Here is a 17,715-nt window from a genome sequence, read left to right on the forward strand (position 1 = left end):
AAGGACTCGGGGGAGCCGCGGTCCGCCGTTACGGCGCCAGCTGCAAGCCCCACGTGTTGTAGATGTCGATCACTTCGGTCCACCGGATGGTGGAGCCGCCGCCCCAGCTGTTGATGCCGCGGGCCTGGCGGGTGCTGCCGGTGATGCTGAAGACGAGCCCACCGCTGTCACCGCCCCTGATGGCCGTGCTGCCGTTCACCTGCGTCCCCTCGACGCCCCGGTGATCGACCCCGTTGCTTCCCGTCCAGTACTTGTCCTGGTTGACGACCTTGATGTTGCACACGACGCCCGAGCTGTAGCCGTCCTGGCAGACGTAGTCGCCGTTGTACGAGTACGCGGAGCTGGTCAGCGCGAGGGTGAAGGAGTTGTTGACGGGGCCGTCCCACTCCCGCCCGGCGGTGACTCCCGTATTGGTGGTGTCGACGGCGATGGCGTCCCAGAGGTTGGCCCTCGCGGTGACCTGGCCGATGTAGTTGCGGCCGCCGCCCTCCCAGCCCGTGTACACACTGTTGCCGTCGGAGAAGCAGTGCGCCGCGGTGATCAAGTACGAACGGTTGTCGGACTTGCGTCGCGTGGGCACGCCCGAGGTGCAGGCGTAGCCACTGGTCCAGCTGGTGTTGGTGAGTGCGGCGCCCGCGATCCAGGCGGGGGTGTCCCTCAGCCGGGACATGTCGGAGCCGCCGACAGCGGGCTCGACCACCGTTTCCACCGCTGCCCCGAACGTCGCGGCGCGCGTCGGGTCCGGCTGCGAGGCGAGCTTGCGCCGTGCGCTCGCGACATCCTTCACTCCGAGGTGCAGCGCACTGCCGTCCGGCGGCACCGTCACGCTCTCGATGCCGGCGTCGAGCTGCCCCCTCGCCTGGAGCAGGCGATCACGTGCCGCGTGCATCGCCTGGCGCGTGTTCTTTCCCTGCTTGATCCGGGCGAGCCCCGTGTCGATCTCCGGGTCCACCTTCTTGGCCGCGGCCAGGAACTTCTGCTTCTGCCCGGGATCGGTCAAGTAGATGGTGACCGTGTGCGTGTTGGCGTCGAGCTCTATGCCGGAATAGATGCCGGCCTCCCCGGACCGGCCCGCGGAGTCGGCGGCGTTGGCCAGCTCGCGCAGCGGGTTCAGCAGCTTCGCCTGGTCCGCCGGCGTCAGCGCGGCGATTTCGGCGTCGGTCAGTACGGGGTGTGCCAGCGGGGCCGAGGATGCCGGGAGCGCCCCGGCGACCAGCGCCAGCGCGGCCGTACCCAGCCCGATTGCCGTCTTCAGAGATCTGTTCACGAACTCCCCCTGTTGATCGTGAAGCATGGCGACGCGTGGCCATGCGTAAAGGCCCGCGGCGGACCCGTGGTGTGGCTCATCGAGTGCAACCACTCGGCCCCCGCCGCCAACCGGCCTTGAATCTAGCCGAATTGACAGGTGATCAGAAAGGGAATTAGAACCTGAGTGCGAATGTCGCGATGTGAGGGGAATCAGCCGATCGGCTCGATTCCTCCCGTTCCGTCAGGGGCGGGAGGAGGCGGGCGCTTCACGCCGTTTTCGTGCCCGGGGACGTGAGGTCGATCAGGCGGCAGACCGTTTCGATGTCGATCTTCACCTGGGCGATCGACGCGCGGCCCGAGAGCCAGGTGATCAGGGCCGAGTGCCAGGTGTGCTCGATGACGCGGACCGCCGACAGCTGCTCCGCCGTCGGCGGGCCGTCCAGGCCCATCGCGTCCAGGATGATCGCCGTGGTCAGCCGGGACACCGTGTCCACCTCGGGGCTCACGCTGCGGTCCGCGAAGGTCAGCGCGCGCACCATCGCGTCCGCCAGGTGCGGCTCCCGCTGGAGGGCGCGGAAGGCGCGCATCAGGGTCTCCGCGACCCGCGCCGCGGGCTCCTCGCCCGCCGGCGGGCGCTTGCGCAGCGTGGTGTGCATGTGCTGGAGCTGGTCCTGCATGGTCGCGACGAGCAGGTGCACCTTGGAGGGGAAGTAGCGGTACAGGGTGCCCAGCGCCACGCCGGCCGCCTCCGCGACCTCCCGCATCTGGACCGCGTCGAAGCCGCCCCGGCTGGCCAGCTGTGCGCTGGCGTGCAGGATCCGGCGGCGGCGCGCCTCCTGGCGCTCCGTCAGGGGAGGGGACGCCGGCGTGGTGACGGCCTTCGCTTCCGCTGTCATCTGTCCCGTTCCATGGCGTTCCGTGGCGTCCTCGGTGGTACTGCGCGGGTACTGGTCCAGGCTGGCCCGGAGCCAGCATGTCAGGCGCCGGAGTCGTGGCGCGAATCACCCGCTCCGCCTCTTACGGTGTGGTTTCCGGCCGGTAGATTCAATGCTCTTCAACGGATCAAGTCTGAAACTTGTTCTACATTATGCGAGCGGTTACGCTCCGGCGAAAGTGCAGGGAGAAGGGGGTCGAGAGTGACCGCAGAGGCCATGGTGACGAGCCCTTTCGCGGGTTCCGCCACGCGCGCCGATGGCCCGCTGCGCATCGCGCTCCTCACCTATAAGGGGAACCCGTTCTGCGGGGGCCAGGGCGTCTACGTCCGGCACCTCTCCCGCGAGCTCGTCCGCCTCGGGCACTCCGTCGAGGTCATCGGCGCGCAGCCCTACCCGGTGCTGGACACGGGCGCCACGCTCACCGAGCTGCCGAGTCTGGACCTCTACCGCAGCCCCGATCCGTTCCGTACGCCGGGGCGCGACGAGTACCGGGACTGGATCGACGCCCTTGAGGTCGCCACCATGTGGACCGGCGGATTCCCCGAGCCGCTGACCTTCTCGCTGCGAGCCCGGCGCCATCTGGCCGCCCGCGCCGGCGAGTTCGACGTCATCCACGACAACCAGACCCTCGGGTATGGCCTGTTGGGGCAGCTGGGCGCGCCGCTGGTCACCACCATCCACCACCCGATCACCGTGGACCGGCAGTTGGAGCTGGACGCCGCCCAGGACCGCAAGAAGCGGCTGTCCGTGCGGCGCTGGTACGCCTTCACGCGCATGCAGGAGCGGGTGGCCCGCCGGCTGCCCTCCGTGCTGACCGTCTCAGGGACCTCCAAGCAGGAGATCGTCCAGCACCTGGGCGTGCGCGACGAGCGCGTCCACGTCGTGCACATCGGCGCCGACACCGATCTGTGGTCGCCCGATCCGTCCGTGGCCGAGGTGCCGGGGCGGATCGTGACGACCTCCAGCGCCGACGTGCCGCTCAAGGGCCTCGTGTACCTCGTCGAGGCGCTCGCGAAGCTGCGCACCGAGCGGCCCGACGCCCACCTCGTCGTCGTCGGCAAGCGCGCCGAGGACGGACCGGTCGCCCGCGCCATCGAGACGTACGGCCTCCAGGACGCGGTGCGGTTCGTCAAGGGCATCACCGACGCCCAGCTCGTCGACCTGGTCCGCGGCGCGCAGGTCGCCTGCGTGCCCTCCCTCTACGAAGGTTTCTCGCTGCCGGCGGCCGAGGCCATGGCCACCGGCACCCCGCTGGTCGCCACCACCGGCGGCGCGATCCCCGAGGTCGCCGGGCCCGACGGGGAGACCTGTCTGGCCGTGCCGACCGGCGACGCGGGCGCGCTCGCCGCGGCCCTGGGCCGGCTGCTCGGCGATCCGCTGCTGCGGGCCCGTCTCGGCGCCGCCGGTCGCGAGCGGGTGCTGGCCCGCTTCACCTGGGCCCGGGCGGCCGAGGGCACCGCCGCGCACTACCGGGCCGCCGTCGAGTCGGCCGTGCGTACCCGCCCCGGCCGGTGACCTGCCGCCCCATGTGGCCCTCCGTTCCGAGCCCTTCCGTTCCAAGCCCTTCCGCTACAAGTCCCTCCGCTCCAAGCCACTCCGCTCCAAGCCCCTCCGTTCCGAGCGCCACCCCGTTCACCCCCCGCGACAGCGAAGGCAGGACCCCGTGCTGACCGTCGATTTCTCCCGGTTCCCGCTCGCCGCCGGCGACCGTGTGCTCGATCTGGGCTGTGGCGCCGGCCGTCACGCCTTCGAGTGCTACCGGAGAGGCGCCCACGTGGTCGCCGTCGACCGCAACGGCGAGGAGATCCGCGAGGTCGCCAAGTGGTTCGCCGCCATGAAGGAGGCCGGCGAGGCCCCGGCCGGCGCCACGGCCACCGCCATGGAGGGCGACGCGCTGGCGCTGCCGTTCCCCGACGAGTCCTTCGACGTCGTCATCATCTCCGAGGTGATGGAGCACATCCCCGACGACAAGGGCGTGCTCGCCGAGATGGTCCGCGTGCTCAAGCCCGGCGGGCGGATCGCCATCACCGTGCCGCGCTACGGCCCGGAGAAGATCTGCTGGGCGCTCAGCGACGCGTACCACGAAGTCGAGGGCGGCCACATCCGCATCTACAAGGCGGACGAGCTGCTGGGCAAGATGGAGGCCGCGGGCCTCAAGCCGTACGGCACGCACCACGCGCACGGGCTGCACTCCCCGTACTGGTGGCTCAAGTGCGCCTTCGGCGTGGACAACGACAAGGTGCTGCCGGTGAAGGCGTACCACAAGCTCCTGGTCTGGGACATCATGAAGAAGCCGCTGGCCACGCGGCTCGCGGAGCAGGCGCTCAACCCGGTCATCGGCAAGAGCTTCGTGGCGTACGCGACCAAGCCGCATCTCCCCGTGAGCGCGGCCCAGTGACCTCGCCCGGGCGTACGGACCACCTGGTCCTGGACGGCGTACTGACCGCGGAGCAGGCGGCCCGGACGGTGGCGGGGATCCTCGCCGCGCAGCGGTCGGACGGGGCCATCCCGTGGTTCCGCGGGCACCACCTGGACCCGTGGGACCACACCGAGGCCGCGATGGCGCTCGACGTGGCGGGCGAACACGAGGCGGCCGGGCGGGCGTACGAGTGGCTCGCGCGGCACCAGAACGAGGACGGCTCCTGGTACGCGGCCTACGCCGACCGGCCGGACGGGGTGGACACCGCCGAGCCGCAGGACGCCGGCCGGGAGACCAACTTCGTCGCGTACATCGCGGTCGGGGTCTGGCACCACTACCTCGCCACCGGCGACGACACCTTCCTGGACCGGATGTGGCCGGCCGTGTACGCGGCCGTGGAATTCGTCCTGGCGCTCCAGCAGCCGGGCGGCGAGATCGGCTGGAAGCGGGAGGTGGACGGGGCGGCCGTGACGGACGCGCTGCTCACCGGGTCCTCGTCCATCCACCAGGCGCTGCGCTGCGCGCTGGCCATCGCCGAGCACCGGGAGGAGCCGCAGCCGGACTGGGAGCTGGCGGCGGGCGCGCTGGGGCATGCGATACGCCGGCACCCGGAGCGCTTCCTCGACAAGTCGCGCTACTCGATGGACTGGTACTACCCGGTCCTCGGCGGGGCGCTGACGGGGCCGGAGGCGAAGGCGAGGATCGAGGAGCGGTGGGAGGAGTTCGTCGTCCCGGACCTCGGGGTGCGGTGCGTGCTGCCGAACCCGTGGGTGACGGGCGGGGAGTCCTGCGAACTGGCCCTCGCGCTGTGGGCGATGGGGGAGTCGGACCGGGCGCTGGAGATCCTGCGGTCGATCGGGCACCTGCGCGCCGAGAACGGCATGTACTGGACCGGCTACGTGTTCCAGGACAAGGCGGTGTGGCCGGTGGAGCAGACGACGTGGACGGCCGGGTCGCTGCTGCTGGCCGTGGCGGCGCTGGGCGGCGACGAGGCCACCGCCGAGGTGTTCGGCGGGACTTCGCTTCCGGCCGGGCTGGAACCCGACTGCTGCGGCTGAGCAAAGCCGAGTAAACCCGAACGGGTCCCCCACGTGGCGCAGCCGGGGGGCCCGGGAGAGGCTGCGGGTGATCCCTCAGTCCTCGGAGGAAACCGTGTCCATGCCCATGCCCATGCCCACGACTCTTCGATTCCGCCGCGCGCTGACGGCGGTGGTCCTGTCCACCGCGCTGCTCGCCGGTGCCACCGCGTGTGGCGGCGGTGGCAGCGGCCAGACCCAGGGCGCCCAGAGCCAGGGCCAGGGCGAGGAGCTCTCCACGGCCGCGGTCGCGGACCTGGCCGCTCTGGCGGCCGCGGAGCCGGCCGCCGCCGAGGCCGATGAACTGGCCGCGGCCGCGCCCACACCGACCACCTCCGCCGAGAAGCAGAAGTTCGCCAAGACGCGCTTCGTCGCCAACGCGGGCCTCGCGGCCGGGGCGACGTACCAGTGGATCATCAAGCCGTACCGCGAGGGCAAGTTCAAGAAGGGCGCCAAGGGCCGCACCTTCGCCCTGATCAAGGCGGGCCTGGCGGGCGCCTTCGCGTACAACCGGCTGAAGGCGGCGGCGGAGAACGCCAAGGGCGACCCGTTGCTGTCGAAGGCGGTCGCCCCGCTGACGGCGGGCATCGAGTCCCTCAAGGGTCTCGGCACCAAGCTCCGCAAGGGCGATGCCGGCGATGCCGACGTCTCCTCCCTGCAAGACGTCATCACCGGCGTCAAGGAGGCGGGCAAGAGCGCGGGCGCCGAGGTGACCGACAAGGTCCCGAGCGTCTCCCAGCTGGGCGGATAGCCCGGGCGGCCTGTTTCAATGGTCGCGTGATCGAGATCGAGACCGTGGCTGTCATGGCCGTGGCCGTGGCGGCCGCCGGAGCCGGGTGGCTGCTGCGCCGCAAACACCGTCGGCGGGTACCTACGCCTCCGCCGGTGCCCGGGATTCCCGGGATGGCCCGGCGGCCGGCCGGCGAGGGACGCTGGCGGATCGGCCGAGTGTACGTCGAGCCGGGCGCGGCCCGTTGGGTGCCGAACCGGGGTGAGCCGGTGGCCCTGAGCGACGCCCGAGCGACCGGGGTGCGGCCGCCCTCCGTGCGGGAGGGCATGTCCATCAACCCCGGCTCCCGCATCGTCGCCTTCGCGCACCCGGACGGCGCGACGATGGAGATCGCCGTCATGGCCCTGGACCTGCGGGAGCTGCTGGACGCCGTACCGCGGTCGGCGCAGGACGCCCCCGAGACCACTTAGCTGTTGAGCTCGGCCAGGACGCGCAGGGTGTGCGGGTCCGGGGCGGTCAGAAGGAGGTCGGTGACCGGGCCCTCGCGCCACAGCTCCAGGCGCTCGGCGATCCGTTCGCGCGGTCCGATCAGGGAGATCTCGTCGGCGAACGCGTCCGGGACCGCGAGCACCGCCTCCTCCCTGCGGCCGGCGAGGAACAGCTCCTGGACGCGGCGGGCCTCGTCCTCGTAGCCCATCCGGGCCATCAGGTCGGCGTGGAAGTTGCGGGCCGCGTGGCCCATGCCGCCGATGTAGAAGCCGAGCATCGCCTTGACCGGGAGCAGTCCCTCCGCGACGTCGTCGCAGACCTTGGCGCGGGCCATCGGCGCGATCATGAAGCCCTTGGGGAGGTCGGTCAGCGAGGCCCGGTAGACGTCGGTGCGGGTCGGCGACCAGTAGAGGGGGAGCCAGCCGTCCGCGATCCGGGTCGTCTGGGCGATGTTCCTCGGGCCCTCGGCGCCCAGCAGGAGCGGGAGGTCCGCCCGCAGCGGGTGGGTGATCGGCTTGAGCGGCTTGCCGATGCCGGTGCCGTCCTCGCCGCGGTACGGGTGGGTGTGGAAGCGGCCGTCCAGGGCGACCGGGGCCTCGCGGCGCAGCACTTGGCGGATGACGTCCACGTACTCGCGCGTCGCGGTGAGCGGGCTCGCGGGGAACGGGCGCCCGTACCAGCCCTCGACCACCTGGGGGCCGGACAGGCCCAGGCCCAGCATCATCCGGCCGCCGGAGAGGTGGTCGAGGGTGAGGGCGTGCATGGCGGTGGCGGTCGGGGTGCGGGCGGCCATCTGCGCGATGGCGGTGCCGAGGCGGATCCGCGAGGTGTGCGCGGCGATCCAGGTCAGCGGGGTGAAGGCGTCCGAGCCCCAGGCCTCGGCGGTCCACACCGAGTCGTAGCCGAGGCTCTCGGCCTCGGCGGCGAGGTCGAGATGGGCCGGGTCGGGGCCGCGGCCCCAGTAGCCGAGTGCGAGTCCGAGGCGCATGTACGGTCCCCTCCGCGAAGCCATGTCTGACGATGCGTCAGGTGACTGTAGGGCAACGGCCCCCCGCCCGGAAGGATGCCGTTGGTTAATTCGGGGCCTGGCGTGACGTCGGTTCCCAAGACCTGGTTGTGGTCTTGGGAACCGACGTTGTCGTATGGGGAGGGTGCAGGTGTCGATGCGTCCGGGGGATCTTGGTGAGGTCCCGGTAGAGACAGTGCGGGTGGCGCGGGCAGCCTTTCCGAAGGGCAGTCTGGCGATCCGGATCCGGGACGAGCTGGGGGGCCTGTTCAGTGACGGTCAGTTCGCGGATCTGTTCCCAGCGCGGGGGAAGCCCGCCTGGTCGCCGGGCCGGCTGGCGCTCGTGCTGGTGTTGCAGTTCGTGGAGGGGCTCACCGACCGGCAGGCCGCCGAGGCGGTCCGGGCCAGGATCGACTTCAAGTACGCACTCGCGCTGGAGCTGGGCGATCCGGGGTTCGACTTCTCGGTGCTCTCGGAGTTCCGGGACCGTCTGGTTGAGGCGGATGCCGGGCGGCGGGTGATGGACGGCATCCTGGCCAGGGCCCAGGAGAACGGGCTGCTCAAGACGGCGGGCAGGGCAAGGACCGACTCCACGCACGTGCAGTCCGCGGCACGTGAGCTGGGCTGGCTGGAGCTGGTCGCGGAGACCCTGCGCTCAGCGTTGAACGCGCTCGCGCAGGCGGCTCCCGACTGGCTGGGCGAGGCTGCGGAGCCGGACTGGTTCAAGCACTACGCGACCAGGGCCGAGGACTCCCGGTTTCCCAAGTCCCGCACCAAGCGGGACGAGGTCGGTCTGCGGATCGGGGCTGACGGGATGCGGCTACTTGAGGCCGTCCGGTCACCTGCGGCACCAGAAGGGCTGTGGACGCTTGAGCAGGTGGAAATCCTGCGCCAGGTGTGGGTTCAGCACTTCCACCTGGTGGAGGGCGAGGTGAGGCGACGGGACCCAAAAGACCGCCCGCCAGGCGCATCACGCCTGGTCACGCCCTATGACACCGAAGCACGCGTCGGCGTCAAAAGGGACACCATGTGGGACGGATACAAGGTCCACCTCACCGAAACGTGTGAGCCGGACACCCCGAACCTGATCACGAACGTGGCCACCACCGTGGCGACGGTTTCCGACATGTCGATGACCGAGACGGTGCACGCCCGGCTCGCCGAAGCGGGCCGTCTGCCCGGTGAGCATCTGGTCGACGCCGGATATGTCGACGCGCATCTGCTGGTCAGTACCCGCCGCCAGTACGGCATCACGCTCACTGGCCCGGCCGCCGCCGTCATCAGCCACCAGGCAGCCTCGGGTGGCGCTTTCACCGGCGACGACTTCACCATCGACTGGGCGGGCGAACGGGTCACCTGCCCCGGCGGCAAGGCCACCACCCGCTGGAACCCCGACCGCTCCCAGGCCGGCACCCCGGTCATCCGGGTCCGGTTCAACAGCGGGGACTGCCGGCCCTGCCCGGTCCGCGAGCAGTGCACCACCTCCAGCGTCGGCCGGCGCCTGACCCTGCGGCCCCGCGAGGAACACGAAGCCCTCCGCCAGGCCCGCGCCGACCAGGACATCGACACCTGGAAGGAGCGATACAAGACCCGCGCCGGAGTCGAGGGCACCATCTCCCAGGCCGCCCAGCGCTGCGGCCTGCGCAGATCCCGCTACCGCGGTCTCGCGAAGACGAGCCTCCAGCACCAGCTGACCGGCGCCGCGATCAATCTCGCCCGCCTCGACGCCCACCTCACCGACACACGCAGGGCCCGAACCCGCACCAGCCACTTCGCAGCACTTCGCCCCGCCGAGCCGAAGCTCGACGGGGCGAAGTAGACCCCCGAATTAACCAACGGCATCCGGAAGGGCGGGGGGCCGTGGAGCTCCGTGTCGGCCGGGGTCAGCCGCGCTGGATGCCCGAGGTGTCGTTCAGGACGCCACGGCGGCCGTCCTGGGTCTGGGCGATGAGCGTGGCCGGGCCGCGCTGTTCCACCGCCAGGTACCAGGTGCCCGGGGCGAGTTCGGCGATCGGGGTGGGGGAGCCGTCCTCCGCGAAGAGGGGGCGGGCCACCGGGACCGCGAACCAGAACGGGGTGAAGTCGGCCGCCGGGGCCTCGTGGGCCGCCGGGGCCGGGGCCGGGGTCGGCTCCGGGGCGGCCTGGCCGCCGTACGGCGGGACCGGCTGCGGGGTGGCCCCGTACGGCTGCGGCTGCTGGCCGCCCGGGTAGCCGTAGCCGGCGCCGGGCTGCGGCTGGGCGCCGTAGGCCGGGACGGCGGCGGGCGCCGCGTCCGGGATCAGCTGGCCGGCGAGCGCGGGAACCTTCGCACCCGCGACCGCCACACCGGCCATCGCCAGGGTGGCGAGGAAGGAGATGACCGCGCCGGCGCCCAGGTCGAAGGTGCTGGGGCAGGTGATCAGGGACCACAGCGAGGCCCACACGGCCGAGACGGCGAGCACGGTGCCCCACGCCGACAGCGGCAGGCCCGCGAGCTTGCGGCCCTCCGGGAGGAAGCGGGAGCCGACGATCAGGCCGGCCGCGATGAACGCGGTCAGGAAGATCGTGGGGAGAGACAGGTGGTAGACGTCGGTGTCCCACACGCTGGGCAGGTCGACGCCGTCGGCGGAATAGAAGTCGAGCAGCGAGGCGATGAACAGCAGCGCCGCTGCTCCGATCACCACGCCGTCGCCTCGAGTGAGGGAGCGGATATTCACTTGGTCGGTGTCCTTCTCGGTCTCGGTCGTCTCGTGGTGCCGCAGTCACGCGTCATGTCTGGAGCGGGGCGGGCGGCACCATGGTACGGACGTCTGCCGCGACCTTGAGGATCGGGGCGGCGGGCGGTCCCGGTGGGACTACCCGCCGAGGAAGCCGACGATGCCGTTCGCGATGCCTTCCGCTGCCTTCTGTCGCCACTCCGGACTCGTCAGCAGCGCCGCGTCCTTGGCGTCACGCATGTTGCCGCATTCGATGAACACCTTGGGGCGGGTCGAGAGATTGAGACCGCCGAGATCGTCCCGGACCACCAAACCGGTACCGCCACCGAGGTAGTTGGCGGGGGAGGAGCCGGTGCTGCGGGCGAAGTTCCCGGCGATCCGCTCGCCCAGCGTCCGGGAGGGGCCGACGATCTTCGCGGTGTCCGCGGCCCCGCCCTTGACCGTGGCCGGGAGGATGAGGTGGAAGCCGCGGTTTCCGGCGGAGACGCCGTCCGCGTGGACGGAGACCACCGCGTCCGCGTTCGCCTCGTTGCCGATCCGGGCCCGTTCGTCGATGCAGGGGCCCCAGGGGCGGTCGGCGTCGTGGGTGAACACCACCTTGGCGCCCTTGGCTTCCAGGAGGGTGCGCGTCCGGCGGGACACGTCGAGGGTGAACTCCGCTTCCATGTAACCGGAGTTGGTGGTGGTGCCGGTGGTGTCGCACTCCTTGCGGTTGGTGCCGATGTCCACCTGCCGGTTGATCTCGGAGGTGTGCTTGAAGTTGCCGGTGTTGTGGCCGGGGTCGATGACGACGGTCCGGCCGGTCAGCGGGCCCTTGGCGGGCGGGGCCGCCGTGGCGGGCGCCGACGCGGACGCCGACGCGGACGCCGACGTGCCGGGGGAGGCGGGCGAGGGCGTGGTCGTACTGGGCTTCGCGTCCGCGGCGCCGTGGGAGCCGGCCGTGTGGGAGCCGGCGCTGTGGGAGGCGGGCAGTGCGATCGGCCGCGGCTCGGGCTCGTCGGGCCCGGCCCCGGTCAGCACCTGGGTGAGCACCCACCCGGCCAGACAGGTCGGGGCGAGGGCGGCCACCGCGACGGCGAGGGTGGGGCGCCGGGTGAACCAGGGGCGGTCCGGGCTGACCGCGGAGGCGGATTCGGGAGGCGGGGGGCTGTCGTCGTAGGGCACGTCGCGATGCTAGACCGGCTGCCCGCCGGGCGCCCGGACCGTGGGCCATCCGAGGGCGTGGTGTGTTTATCGGATCACGTGTCTGCGGTGTGGGCCCGCCCCCCGACGGTCAGATGCCGGAGCCGGTGCGGCGCAGCACGCGGAGCGAGTCGGTGACGGAGATCTCCTCGAAGGCGCCGGAGGCCAGGGCGCGGAGGTAGATCCGGTACGGGGCCTGGCCGCCGTCGGCCGGGTCCGGGAACACGTCGTGGATGACGAGGGTGGCGCCCTCGGCGAGGTGCGGAGCCCAGCCCTCGTAGTCTCCGGTGGCGTGCTCGTCGGTGTGGCCGCCGTCGATGAAGACGAAGCCGAGCGGGCCGCCCCAGGTGGCGGCGACCTGCGGGGAGCGGCCCACGATCGCGATGACGTGGTCCTCCAGGCCCGCCTTGTGGAGGGTGCGGCGGAAGGTCGGGAGGGTGTCCATCAGGCCGATCTCCGGGTCCACGACGGTGGGGTCGTGGTACTCCCAGCCCGGCTGCTGCTCCTCGCTGCCGCGGTGGTGGTCGACGGTGATCGCGGCGACGCCGGCCTCGCGGGCGGCGTCGGCGAGCAGCAGGGTGGAGCGCCCGCAGTAGGTGCCGACCTCCAGGAGGGGCAGCCCGAGGGCCGCCGCCTCGGCGGCGGCCGCGTACAGGGCGAGGCCCTCGCGTACCGGCATGAAGCCCTTGGCGGCCTCGAAGGCGGCGAGGGTCTCCGGCTTGGGGGTGGCGGGGGCCATGGGGGTTCCTCCTGGGCAGCGGGTGGGGGCCCATGCTGCCTTACCGTCCGGTAGGGCGCCACGTCCGGGTCCCGATGGGCCCCGCTCTCCTGCCGAGGGCCGTCCGTTGGGCCGTCCGTTGGGCCGTTCTACGCGGAAACCGCCACCGCGGGGGCGGGGTGGGCCGTCAGGAGCATCCGGGCCGAGTGGTCCACGAGGCGGCGCAGTACGCCCGAGTACGTTCCGTCGCCCCCCAGTTCATCCAGAATCCGAGACGCTTCGCCGCGGAACTCGCGGAGGTCCTCACGGAACCGGTGGAGAACTTCCGGCGAGAGCAGTACGCGGGTGAGCTCCGACCTCGCCCGCGCGGAATTCCGTGCGGCGGTGTGCAGGGTGAGGATGTGCTCCCGGGAATCGGGTGAGGCGTCATCGAGCGCGCAGGTGAGCAGATAGGTGACCGTGCCGTTCAGGAGGTCCTCGCCCCGGCCGGACAGGATGTCCTCCTGATCGTTGAACATCTGCCACAGGATGCCGAAGACATAACCGAACTCGCGCCATTTCGTTATTCTCTCGCCCCGCGCCCCGGACAATATCGCCGCCATTGCGGTGATCATTGAGAACGGCCCGCCGGACTTGCCGCGGTAAGCGGTGGTCACCGAACTCCGCGTGGCTCCTTCGGCGTTTCCGTCGATATCGCTCAGCTGGCCTTCGGTGCCGACGATCCAGCCGGTGGCGATCTCGGCCGTCAGGGCGCTGTGGACGGGCGCCGGGGCCGGGAGGGACTGGATGATCTGGAGGGGGAGAATCGTTCCGCTGATGACGGACGCGAGCATGGCCTCGTTTTCGCTGAGTCCGGGGGAAAGCGAAGTGCCGTGCCCGTCGGCCAGGTCGTCGAGAAAGCAGGCCGACGTCCACCACAGCACGTGCAGGGCCGATATGGGGGTCGCGGGCCGGGGGTCGCCCGTCTCGACCGCGTGCACCAGCATGGGCAGTACGGACAGCGGATGCTTCAATTTCTGATGCCGCAGGAGTTTGACGACCGCGGTTTTGACCGCTTCCGACGCCGGGCCGAGCCGATCGAGAGCGACTTCCATCTCCGCGTCGATATCCATGGCGACTTGCCGGTGAACGTCCACAAATGTCAGGCCACTCACGTGTCGACTCCATTCTGAGAGTGAATTGGCGGCGACGGTGCGTCACCGATTCGATCATTCTGCATGAAGGTGATCTAGAGCGATTTTCGGCCATGTCTTGATTCCGCCTCCCGGTGGCGAGGGATGGTGAGGGATCTGACCTTCCGTCAGAATGGAACGTGTTCTAGTCTGACCGGCGACCAGGGGGGCACCGCCCAGCGGCAGCCGGGCGCGGCGGAGAAGGCGGCAGGGATCCGTATGGGCATCGGAATCACGCGGGAACAGCGGGAGCTCGCCGAGGCCGTGCGCGGCTGGGTGGCGCGGGCCGTCCCGCCCGAGGAAGTGCGCAAGCTGCTCGACACGCCGCCGCGGACCGGGGCGCGGCCCGCCTACTGGGACGCGCTCACCGAGTCCGGCCTGCTCGCCCCGCACCTGGAGGGCGGGACCCTGCTCGACCTGGCCGTGGTGGTCGAGGAGGCCGCCCGGGCGGCGCTGCCCGGGGCGTACCTGCCGAGCGTGCTGGCCTCCGTACTGCTGGAGCGGGCCGGCGCCGAGCCGCTCGGCGGGCGGGTCGGGGCGGTCGCCCTCGGCCCCGGGAGCATGACGGCCGTCGCCGTCGAGGGCGGCGGACACCTGCTCGACGGCGACGCGCCGCCGGTGCTCGGCGCCGGCGAGGCCGATCTCGTACTCCTCGCCGCCGAGGCCGCGCACGGCACCCGCTGGTTCGCCGTCGACGCCGCCGCCCTGGCCATCCGTACGCACGAGAGCGCCGACCCGACGCGGCCCACCGCCGAGGTGCGGGCCCGCGGGGTCGCGGTCGCGCCAGGGCGGCTCCTGGAACTGGACGCGGCCCTGGTCCGCGACCTGGCCTGCGCCCTCTTCGCCGCCGACGCCTGCGGCACCGCGGCCCGGGCCCTGCACACCGCCGCCGAGTACGCCAAGGTGCGCGAGCAGTTCGGCCGGCCCATCGGGCGGTTCCAGGGCGTCAAACACCTCTGCGCCGACATGCTCGTCCGGCTGGAGCAGGCCCGGGCGCTCGCCTGGGACGCGGCGAACAGCATGGACGAGGCCCCGGAGGTGCGGTCGCTCGTGGCCGCGCTGGCCGCGGGAACCGCGCTCGACGCCGCCTACTCCTGCGCCAAGGACTGCATCCAGATCCTCGGCGGCATCGGCTTCACCTGGGAGCACGACGCCCACATCCACCTGCGCCGGGCCCTCGTGGCCCGCCAGCTCCTCGGATCCGGCGACGGGCACCGCCTGCGGGCCGTCCGGCTCGCGGCGGCCGGCGCCCGCCGGGAGCTGAGGACGGTACTCCCCGAGCGGGCCGAGGAGTACCGGGCGAAGGCCCGCGCCGCCATCGAGGACGCCCGCGGCCTCGACCCCGCCGCCGCGCGGCGGGTCCTGGCCCCCACCGGGTACGCGGCCCCCTACCTCCCGCCCCCGTACGGCCTCGGGGCCGGACCGGTCGAGCAGCTCGTGGTCCAGCAGGAGCTGCGGGACGCCGGGGTCAGGATCGCCGACCTCGGGATCGCCACCTGGGTGGTCCCCTCGCTGCTCGCCTACGGGACGCCGGCCCAGCGGGAGGCGTACGTACTCCCCACCCTGCGCGGGGAGCTGACCTGGTGCCAGCTCTTCTCGGAGCCGGGCGCGGGCTCCGACCTGGCCTCGCTGCGGACCAGGGCCGAGCGGACCGCGGCGGGCGGCTGGAGGATCAACGGACAGAAGGTGTGGACGAGTTCCGCGCACACCGCCGACTTCGGGATCCTGCTCGCGCGGACGGATCCGGCCGCGCCGAAGCACAAGGGGCTCGGTTACTTCGTCGTCGACATGAAACGGACCCCGGGCATCGACATCCGGCCGCTGAAGGAGATCACCGGCGAGGCCCTGTTCAACGAGGTCTACTTCGACGACGCCGACCTTCCGGCCGACGCCTTGGTGGGGGCGGCCGACGGCGGCTGGCGGGTCGCCCGGAACACGCTCGGGAACGAGCGGGTCCACATGGCCGACCAGATGACCTTCAGCTCCGGCCTGGAGGCGCTGATCGCCCGCTCCGCCGGCCTGGACGGGGCCGCCCGGGCGCGGATCGGGGCGCTGGCCGCCGAGGCGCACGCGCTGGCCTGCATCGGGCTGCGCACCACGCTCTCGCAGGTGTCGGGACTGGAGCCGGGCGCGGGTGCGTCCGTACGCAAGCTCGTGCAGACCCCGCACCAGCAGCGGACCGCGGAGCTCGCGCTCGAACTGCTGGGGCCGGCGGGCGCGGTGCGGGAGGGGGTGGGGGAGCGGGCGGTGCACGGGATGCTCATGTCCCGCTGCCTGACCATCGCCGGGGGCACCACACAGGTCCAGCTCAATGTCGTCGCCGAGCGGATTCTCGGCCTTCCCAGGGACTGAAGGGGTACACGGACATGAAGTCGTACATCGTGGGCGTCGGCATGACGAAGTTCGAGAAGCCGGAGTCGAGGGACTGGCAGTACTGGGACATGGCGAAGGAGGCCGGTTCCGCGGCGCTCGCCGACGCGGGCGTGGCGTACGGGATGGTCGAGCAGGTTCCGGTGGGGTACTGCTTCCAGGCCTCCACGGCCGGGCAGCGGGCGGTGTACGAGCTGGGGCTGAGCGGGGTCCCGGTCTACAACGTGAACAACAACTGCGCGACGGGTTCGACGGCGCTGATGATGGCGCGGCAGTTCGTGGCGGGCGGGATCAGCGACTGCGTGCTCGCGCTGGGCTTCGAGAAGATGAAGCGGGGCGCGCTGGGCGGTGGGGCCGACGGCGGTGCCCGCGGCGGAGCCGCTGATGAATCCTTTAAGACGTCGCCGGTGGCCCGGCACTACGCGGTCATGGCCGCCGGGCACGGCTTCGAGATGTCCCCGCCGACCGCGCAGATCTTCGGGAACGCGGCGCGGGAGCACATGGAGCGGTACGGGACCACGGCCGCGCAGCTGGCGGCGGTGGGAGCGAAGAACCACCGGCACTCGGCGAACAACCCGAACGCGCAGTTCCAGGACGTGTACACGGTGGAGGAGATCCTCGCGGCGAAGCCGATCCACGACCCGCTGACGAAACTCCAGTGCTCGCCGACCTCGGACGGGGCCGCGGCGGCGCTGGTGGTGTCGGAGCGGTTCGTGGTGCGGCACGGGCTGCACGACAAGGCGGTCGAGATCGTCGCGCAGTCGATGACGACGGACACGGAGGAGTCGTTCTCGTCGGGCTCGTGCATCGACGTGGTCGGCAAGCCGATGACGGCGGCGGCGGCCCGGCAGGTCTACGAGGCGTCGGGGCTCGGCATCGAGGACGTGGACGTGGTCGAGCTCCACGACTGCTTCTCGATCAACGAGCTGCTGACGTACGAGGCGCTGGGCATGTGCGGGGAGGGCGCCGCCGGGAAGCTGGTGGAGAGCGGGGCCACCACGTACGGCGGCCGGTGGGTGGTCAACCCCTCGGGGGGCCTGATCTCGAAGGGGCACCCGCTGGGCGCGACGGGGCTCGCGCAGGCGGCGGAGCTGGCGTGGCAGCTGCGGGGCGAGGCCGGCCCCCGCCAGGTTCCCGGCGCCCGGGTCGGCCTGGCGCACAACATCGGCCTGGGCGGCGCGGCGGTGGTCACCCTGCTGCGGAAGTAACGGCCGGGTGCGGCGCCGCCGCCGGGGCTCCACCCGGCTACGGGCGGGTGAGGGCGGGGTCGATGACCGTTTCGCCGCGGGCCGCGCGGCGGATGGAGTCCGCGAGCTCTTCGATCGGGCCGTCCCGGAGGATCAGCCCCGCCGCGCCCGCGGCGAGGGCCGCCTCCGGCAGGCCCGGGTGCGCCGACCCCGTCAGGACCAGCACCCGGCACTCCGGATCCTCCGCCAGCAGCCCCGCCACCGCCGTGACCTCCTCGACCAGCGCCACCGCCGGCCGGCCCATCGCGGAGGCCACCACCTCCAGGTCCGGCTGGAGCCCGAGACGGACCGCCAGCGGCGGGTTCGGCGGGTCCAGCAGCACCCGCAGGGATCGTTCGGTCCGGTGCGCAACGGGCATTTCGTCCACCCCGTCAGGGTAGGGTCCCGCGCGCCGGACGACGTACAACACGCCTCAGCGAAAGTAAAT

General features: G+C 71.9%; 16 protein-coding genes. 8 read left to right on the plus strand and 8 right to left on the minus strand.

The genetic code is table 11. From position 1 onward, the window contains the following. Nucleotides 1–28: 28 nt before the first annotated feature. Both MTF65_RS09445 and MTF65_RS09450 read right to left on the minus strand, forming a co-directional pair. Nucleotides 29–1,267 carry a S1 family peptidase gene (locus MTF65_RS09445; protein ID WP_243628021.1) on the minus strand — a complete coding sequence of 413 codons (1,239 nt, stop codon included), beginning with the start codon at nucleotides 1,265–1,267 and terminating at the stop codon, nucleotides 29–31. Between the two features lie 247 nt (nucleotides 1,268–1,514). Further along, nucleotides 1,515–2,144, minus strand: coding sequence for a TetR family transcriptional regulator (locus MTF65_RS09450; RefSeq protein ID WP_243628023.1), 630 nt, complete (start codon nucleotides 2,142–2,144; stop codon nucleotides 1,515–1,517). Between the two features lie 240 nt (nucleotides 2,145–2,384). Between MTF65_RS09450 and MTF65_RS09455 the strand changes: the two genes are divergently transcribed. The 5 genes from MTF65_RS09455 (at nucleotide 2,385) to MTF65_RS09475 (ending at nucleotide 6,878) form a co-directional block, all read left to right on the plus strand. Continuing rightward, nucleotides 2,385–3,698, plus strand: coding sequence for a glycosyltransferase family 4 protein (locus tag MTF65_RS09455; RefSeq protein ID WP_243628024.1), 1,314 nt, complete (start codon nucleotides 2,385–2,387; stop codon nucleotides 3,696–3,698). 148 nt (nucleotides 3,699–3,846) lie between these two features. Continuing rightward, nucleotides 3,847–4,581 carry a class I SAM-dependent methyltransferase gene (locus tag MTF65_RS09460; RefSeq protein WP_243628025.1) on the plus strand — a complete coding sequence of 245 codons (735 nt, stop codon included), beginning with the start codon at nucleotides 3,847–3,849 and terminating at the stop codon, nucleotides 4,579–4,581. Beyond that, a complete protein-coding gene (locus tag MTF65_RS09465) occupies nucleotides 4,578–5,660 on the plus strand; it encodes a prenyltransferase/squalene oxidase repeat-containing protein (protein ID WP_243628026.1) in 1,083 nt (360 codons plus the stop codon). The genes MTF65_RS09460 and MTF65_RS09465 overlap by 4 nt, the downstream gene beginning before the upstream one ends. Before the next feature lie 112 nt (nucleotides 5,661–5,772). Continuing rightward, the gene (locus MTF65_RS09470) at nucleotides 5,773–6,429 is read left to right on the plus strand and encodes a hypothetical protein (RefSeq protein WP_243628027.1); all 657 of its coding nucleotides are present in this window, start codon (nucleotides 5,773–5,775) and stop codon (nucleotides 6,427–6,429) included. A 26-nt stretch (nucleotides 6,430–6,455) separates the two neighbouring features. Continuing rightward, nucleotides 6,456–6,878, plus strand: a complete 423-nt coding sequence (locus MTF65_RS09475) for a hypothetical protein (RefSeq protein WP_243628028.1) — start codon at nucleotides 6,456–6,458, stop codon at nucleotides 6,876–6,878. On the opposite strand, the gene MTF65_RS09480 is transcribed toward MTF65_RS09475, so the two are convergent. Then, entirely contained in the window at nucleotides 6,875–7,885 is a 1,011-nt protein-coding gene (locus tag MTF65_RS09480; protein WP_243628030.1) for an LLM class F420-dependent oxidoreductase, read from the minus strand. The two genes, MTF65_RS09475 and MTF65_RS09480, sit on opposite strands and share 4 nt — an antisense overlap. 169 nt (nucleotides 7,886–8,054) lie before the next feature. Here MTF65_RS09480 and MTF65_RS09485 point away from each other — a divergent pair, with 169 nt between their 5' ends. Then, entirely contained in the window at nucleotides 8,055–9,722 is a 1,668-nt protein-coding gene (locus MTF65_RS09485; RefSeq protein WP_243628032.1) for an IS1182 family transposase, read from the plus strand. A gap of 64 nt (nucleotides 9,723–9,786) precedes the next feature. Here MTF65_RS09485 and MTF65_RS09490 read toward each other — a convergent pair whose 3' ends face one another. The 4 genes from MTF65_RS09490 to MTF65_RS09505 all read right to left on the minus strand — a co-directional run bounded on the left by MTF65_RS09490 (nucleotide 9,787) and on the right by MTF65_RS09505 (nucleotide 13,653). Then, nucleotides 9,787–10,599, minus strand: a complete 813-nt coding sequence (locus MTF65_RS09490) for a DUF5336 domain-containing protein (protein WP_243628033.1) — start codon at nucleotides 10,597–10,599, stop codon at nucleotides 9,787–9,789. A gap of 138 nt (nucleotides 10,600–10,737) precedes the next feature. Further along, nucleotides 10,738–11,763, minus strand: a complete 1,026-nt coding sequence (locus tag MTF65_RS09495; protein WP_243628034.1) for an N-acetylmuramoyl-L-alanine amidase — start codon at nucleotides 11,761–11,763, stop codon at nucleotides 10,738–10,740. A gap of 109 nt (nucleotides 11,764–11,872) precedes the next feature. Beyond that, nucleotides 11,873–12,520, minus strand: coding sequence for a class I SAM-dependent methyltransferase (locus MTF65_RS09500; protein ID WP_243628036.1), 648 nt, complete (start codon nucleotides 12,518–12,520; stop codon nucleotides 11,873–11,875). Between the two features lie 128 nt (nucleotides 12,521–12,648). Then, nucleotides 12,649–13,653, minus strand: a complete 1,005-nt coding sequence (locus tag MTF65_RS09505) for a polyprenyl synthetase family protein (RefSeq protein WP_243628038.1) — start codon at nucleotides 13,651–13,653, stop codon at nucleotides 12,649–12,651. Nucleotides 13,654–13,890: 237 nt separating this feature from the next. Between MTF65_RS09505 and MTF65_RS09510 the strand changes: the two genes are divergently transcribed. Both MTF65_RS09510 and MTF65_RS09515 read left to right on the plus strand, forming a co-directional pair. Then, on the plus strand, nucleotides 13,891–16,023 hold the full coding sequence (locus tag MTF65_RS09510; protein ID WP_243628039.1) for an acyl-CoA dehydrogenase: 2,133 nt from the start codon (nucleotides 13,891–13,893) through the stop codon (nucleotides 16,021–16,023). 14 nt (nucleotides 16,024–16,037) lie between these two features. Next, nucleotides 16,038–17,249, plus strand: coding sequence for a lipid-transfer protein (locus tag MTF65_RS09515; RefSeq protein ID WP_243628041.1), 1,212 nt, complete (start codon nucleotides 16,038–16,040; stop codon nucleotides 17,247–17,249). 37 nt (nucleotides 17,250–17,286) lie between these two features. Here MTF65_RS09515 and MTF65_RS09520 read toward each other — a convergent pair whose 3' ends face one another. Then, nucleotides 17,287–17,646, minus strand: a complete 360-nt coding sequence (locus MTF65_RS09520) for a DNA-binding response regulator (RefSeq protein ID WP_243628634.1) — start codon at nucleotides 17,644–17,646, stop codon at nucleotides 17,287–17,289. Between the last annotated feature and the right edge of the window lie 69 nt (nucleotides 17,647–17,715).

The organism is Streptomyces sp. APSN-46.1, assembly GCF_022815725.1.
Classification (GTDB): domain Bacteria; phylum Actinomycetota; class Actinomycetes; order Streptomycetales; family Streptomycetaceae; genus Streptomyces.

Coding starts and splice junctions, on each gene's coding strand:
- MTF65_RS09450 (WP_243628023.1), bottom strand. CDS start 2,144: ATGACAGCGGAAGCGAAGGCCGTCACCACGCCGGCGTCCCCTCCCCTG.
- MTF65_RS09470 (WP_243628027.1), top strand. CDS start 5,773: ATGCCCACGACTCTTCGATTCCGCCGCGCGCTGACGGCGGTGGTCCTG.
- MTF65_RS09480 (WP_243628030.1), bottom strand. CDS start 7,885: ATGCGCCTCGGACTCGCACTCGGCTACTGGGGCCGCGGCCCCGACCCG.
- MTF65_RS09500 (WP_243628036.1), bottom strand. CDS start 12,520: ATGGCCCCCGCCACCCCCAAGCCGGAGACCCTCGCCGCCTTCGAGGCC.
- MTF65_RS09510 (WP_243628039.1), top strand. CDS start 13,891: ATGGGCATCGGAATCACGCGGGAACAGCGGGAGCTCGCCGAGGCCGTG.
- MTF65_RS09515 (WP_243628041.1), top strand. CDS start 16,038: ATGAAGTCGTACATCGTGGGCGTCGGCATGACGAAGTTCGAGAAGCCG.
- MTF65_RS09520 (WP_243628634.1), bottom strand. CDS start 17,646: ATGCCCGTTGCGCACCGGACCGAACGATCCCTGCGGGTGCTGCTGGAC.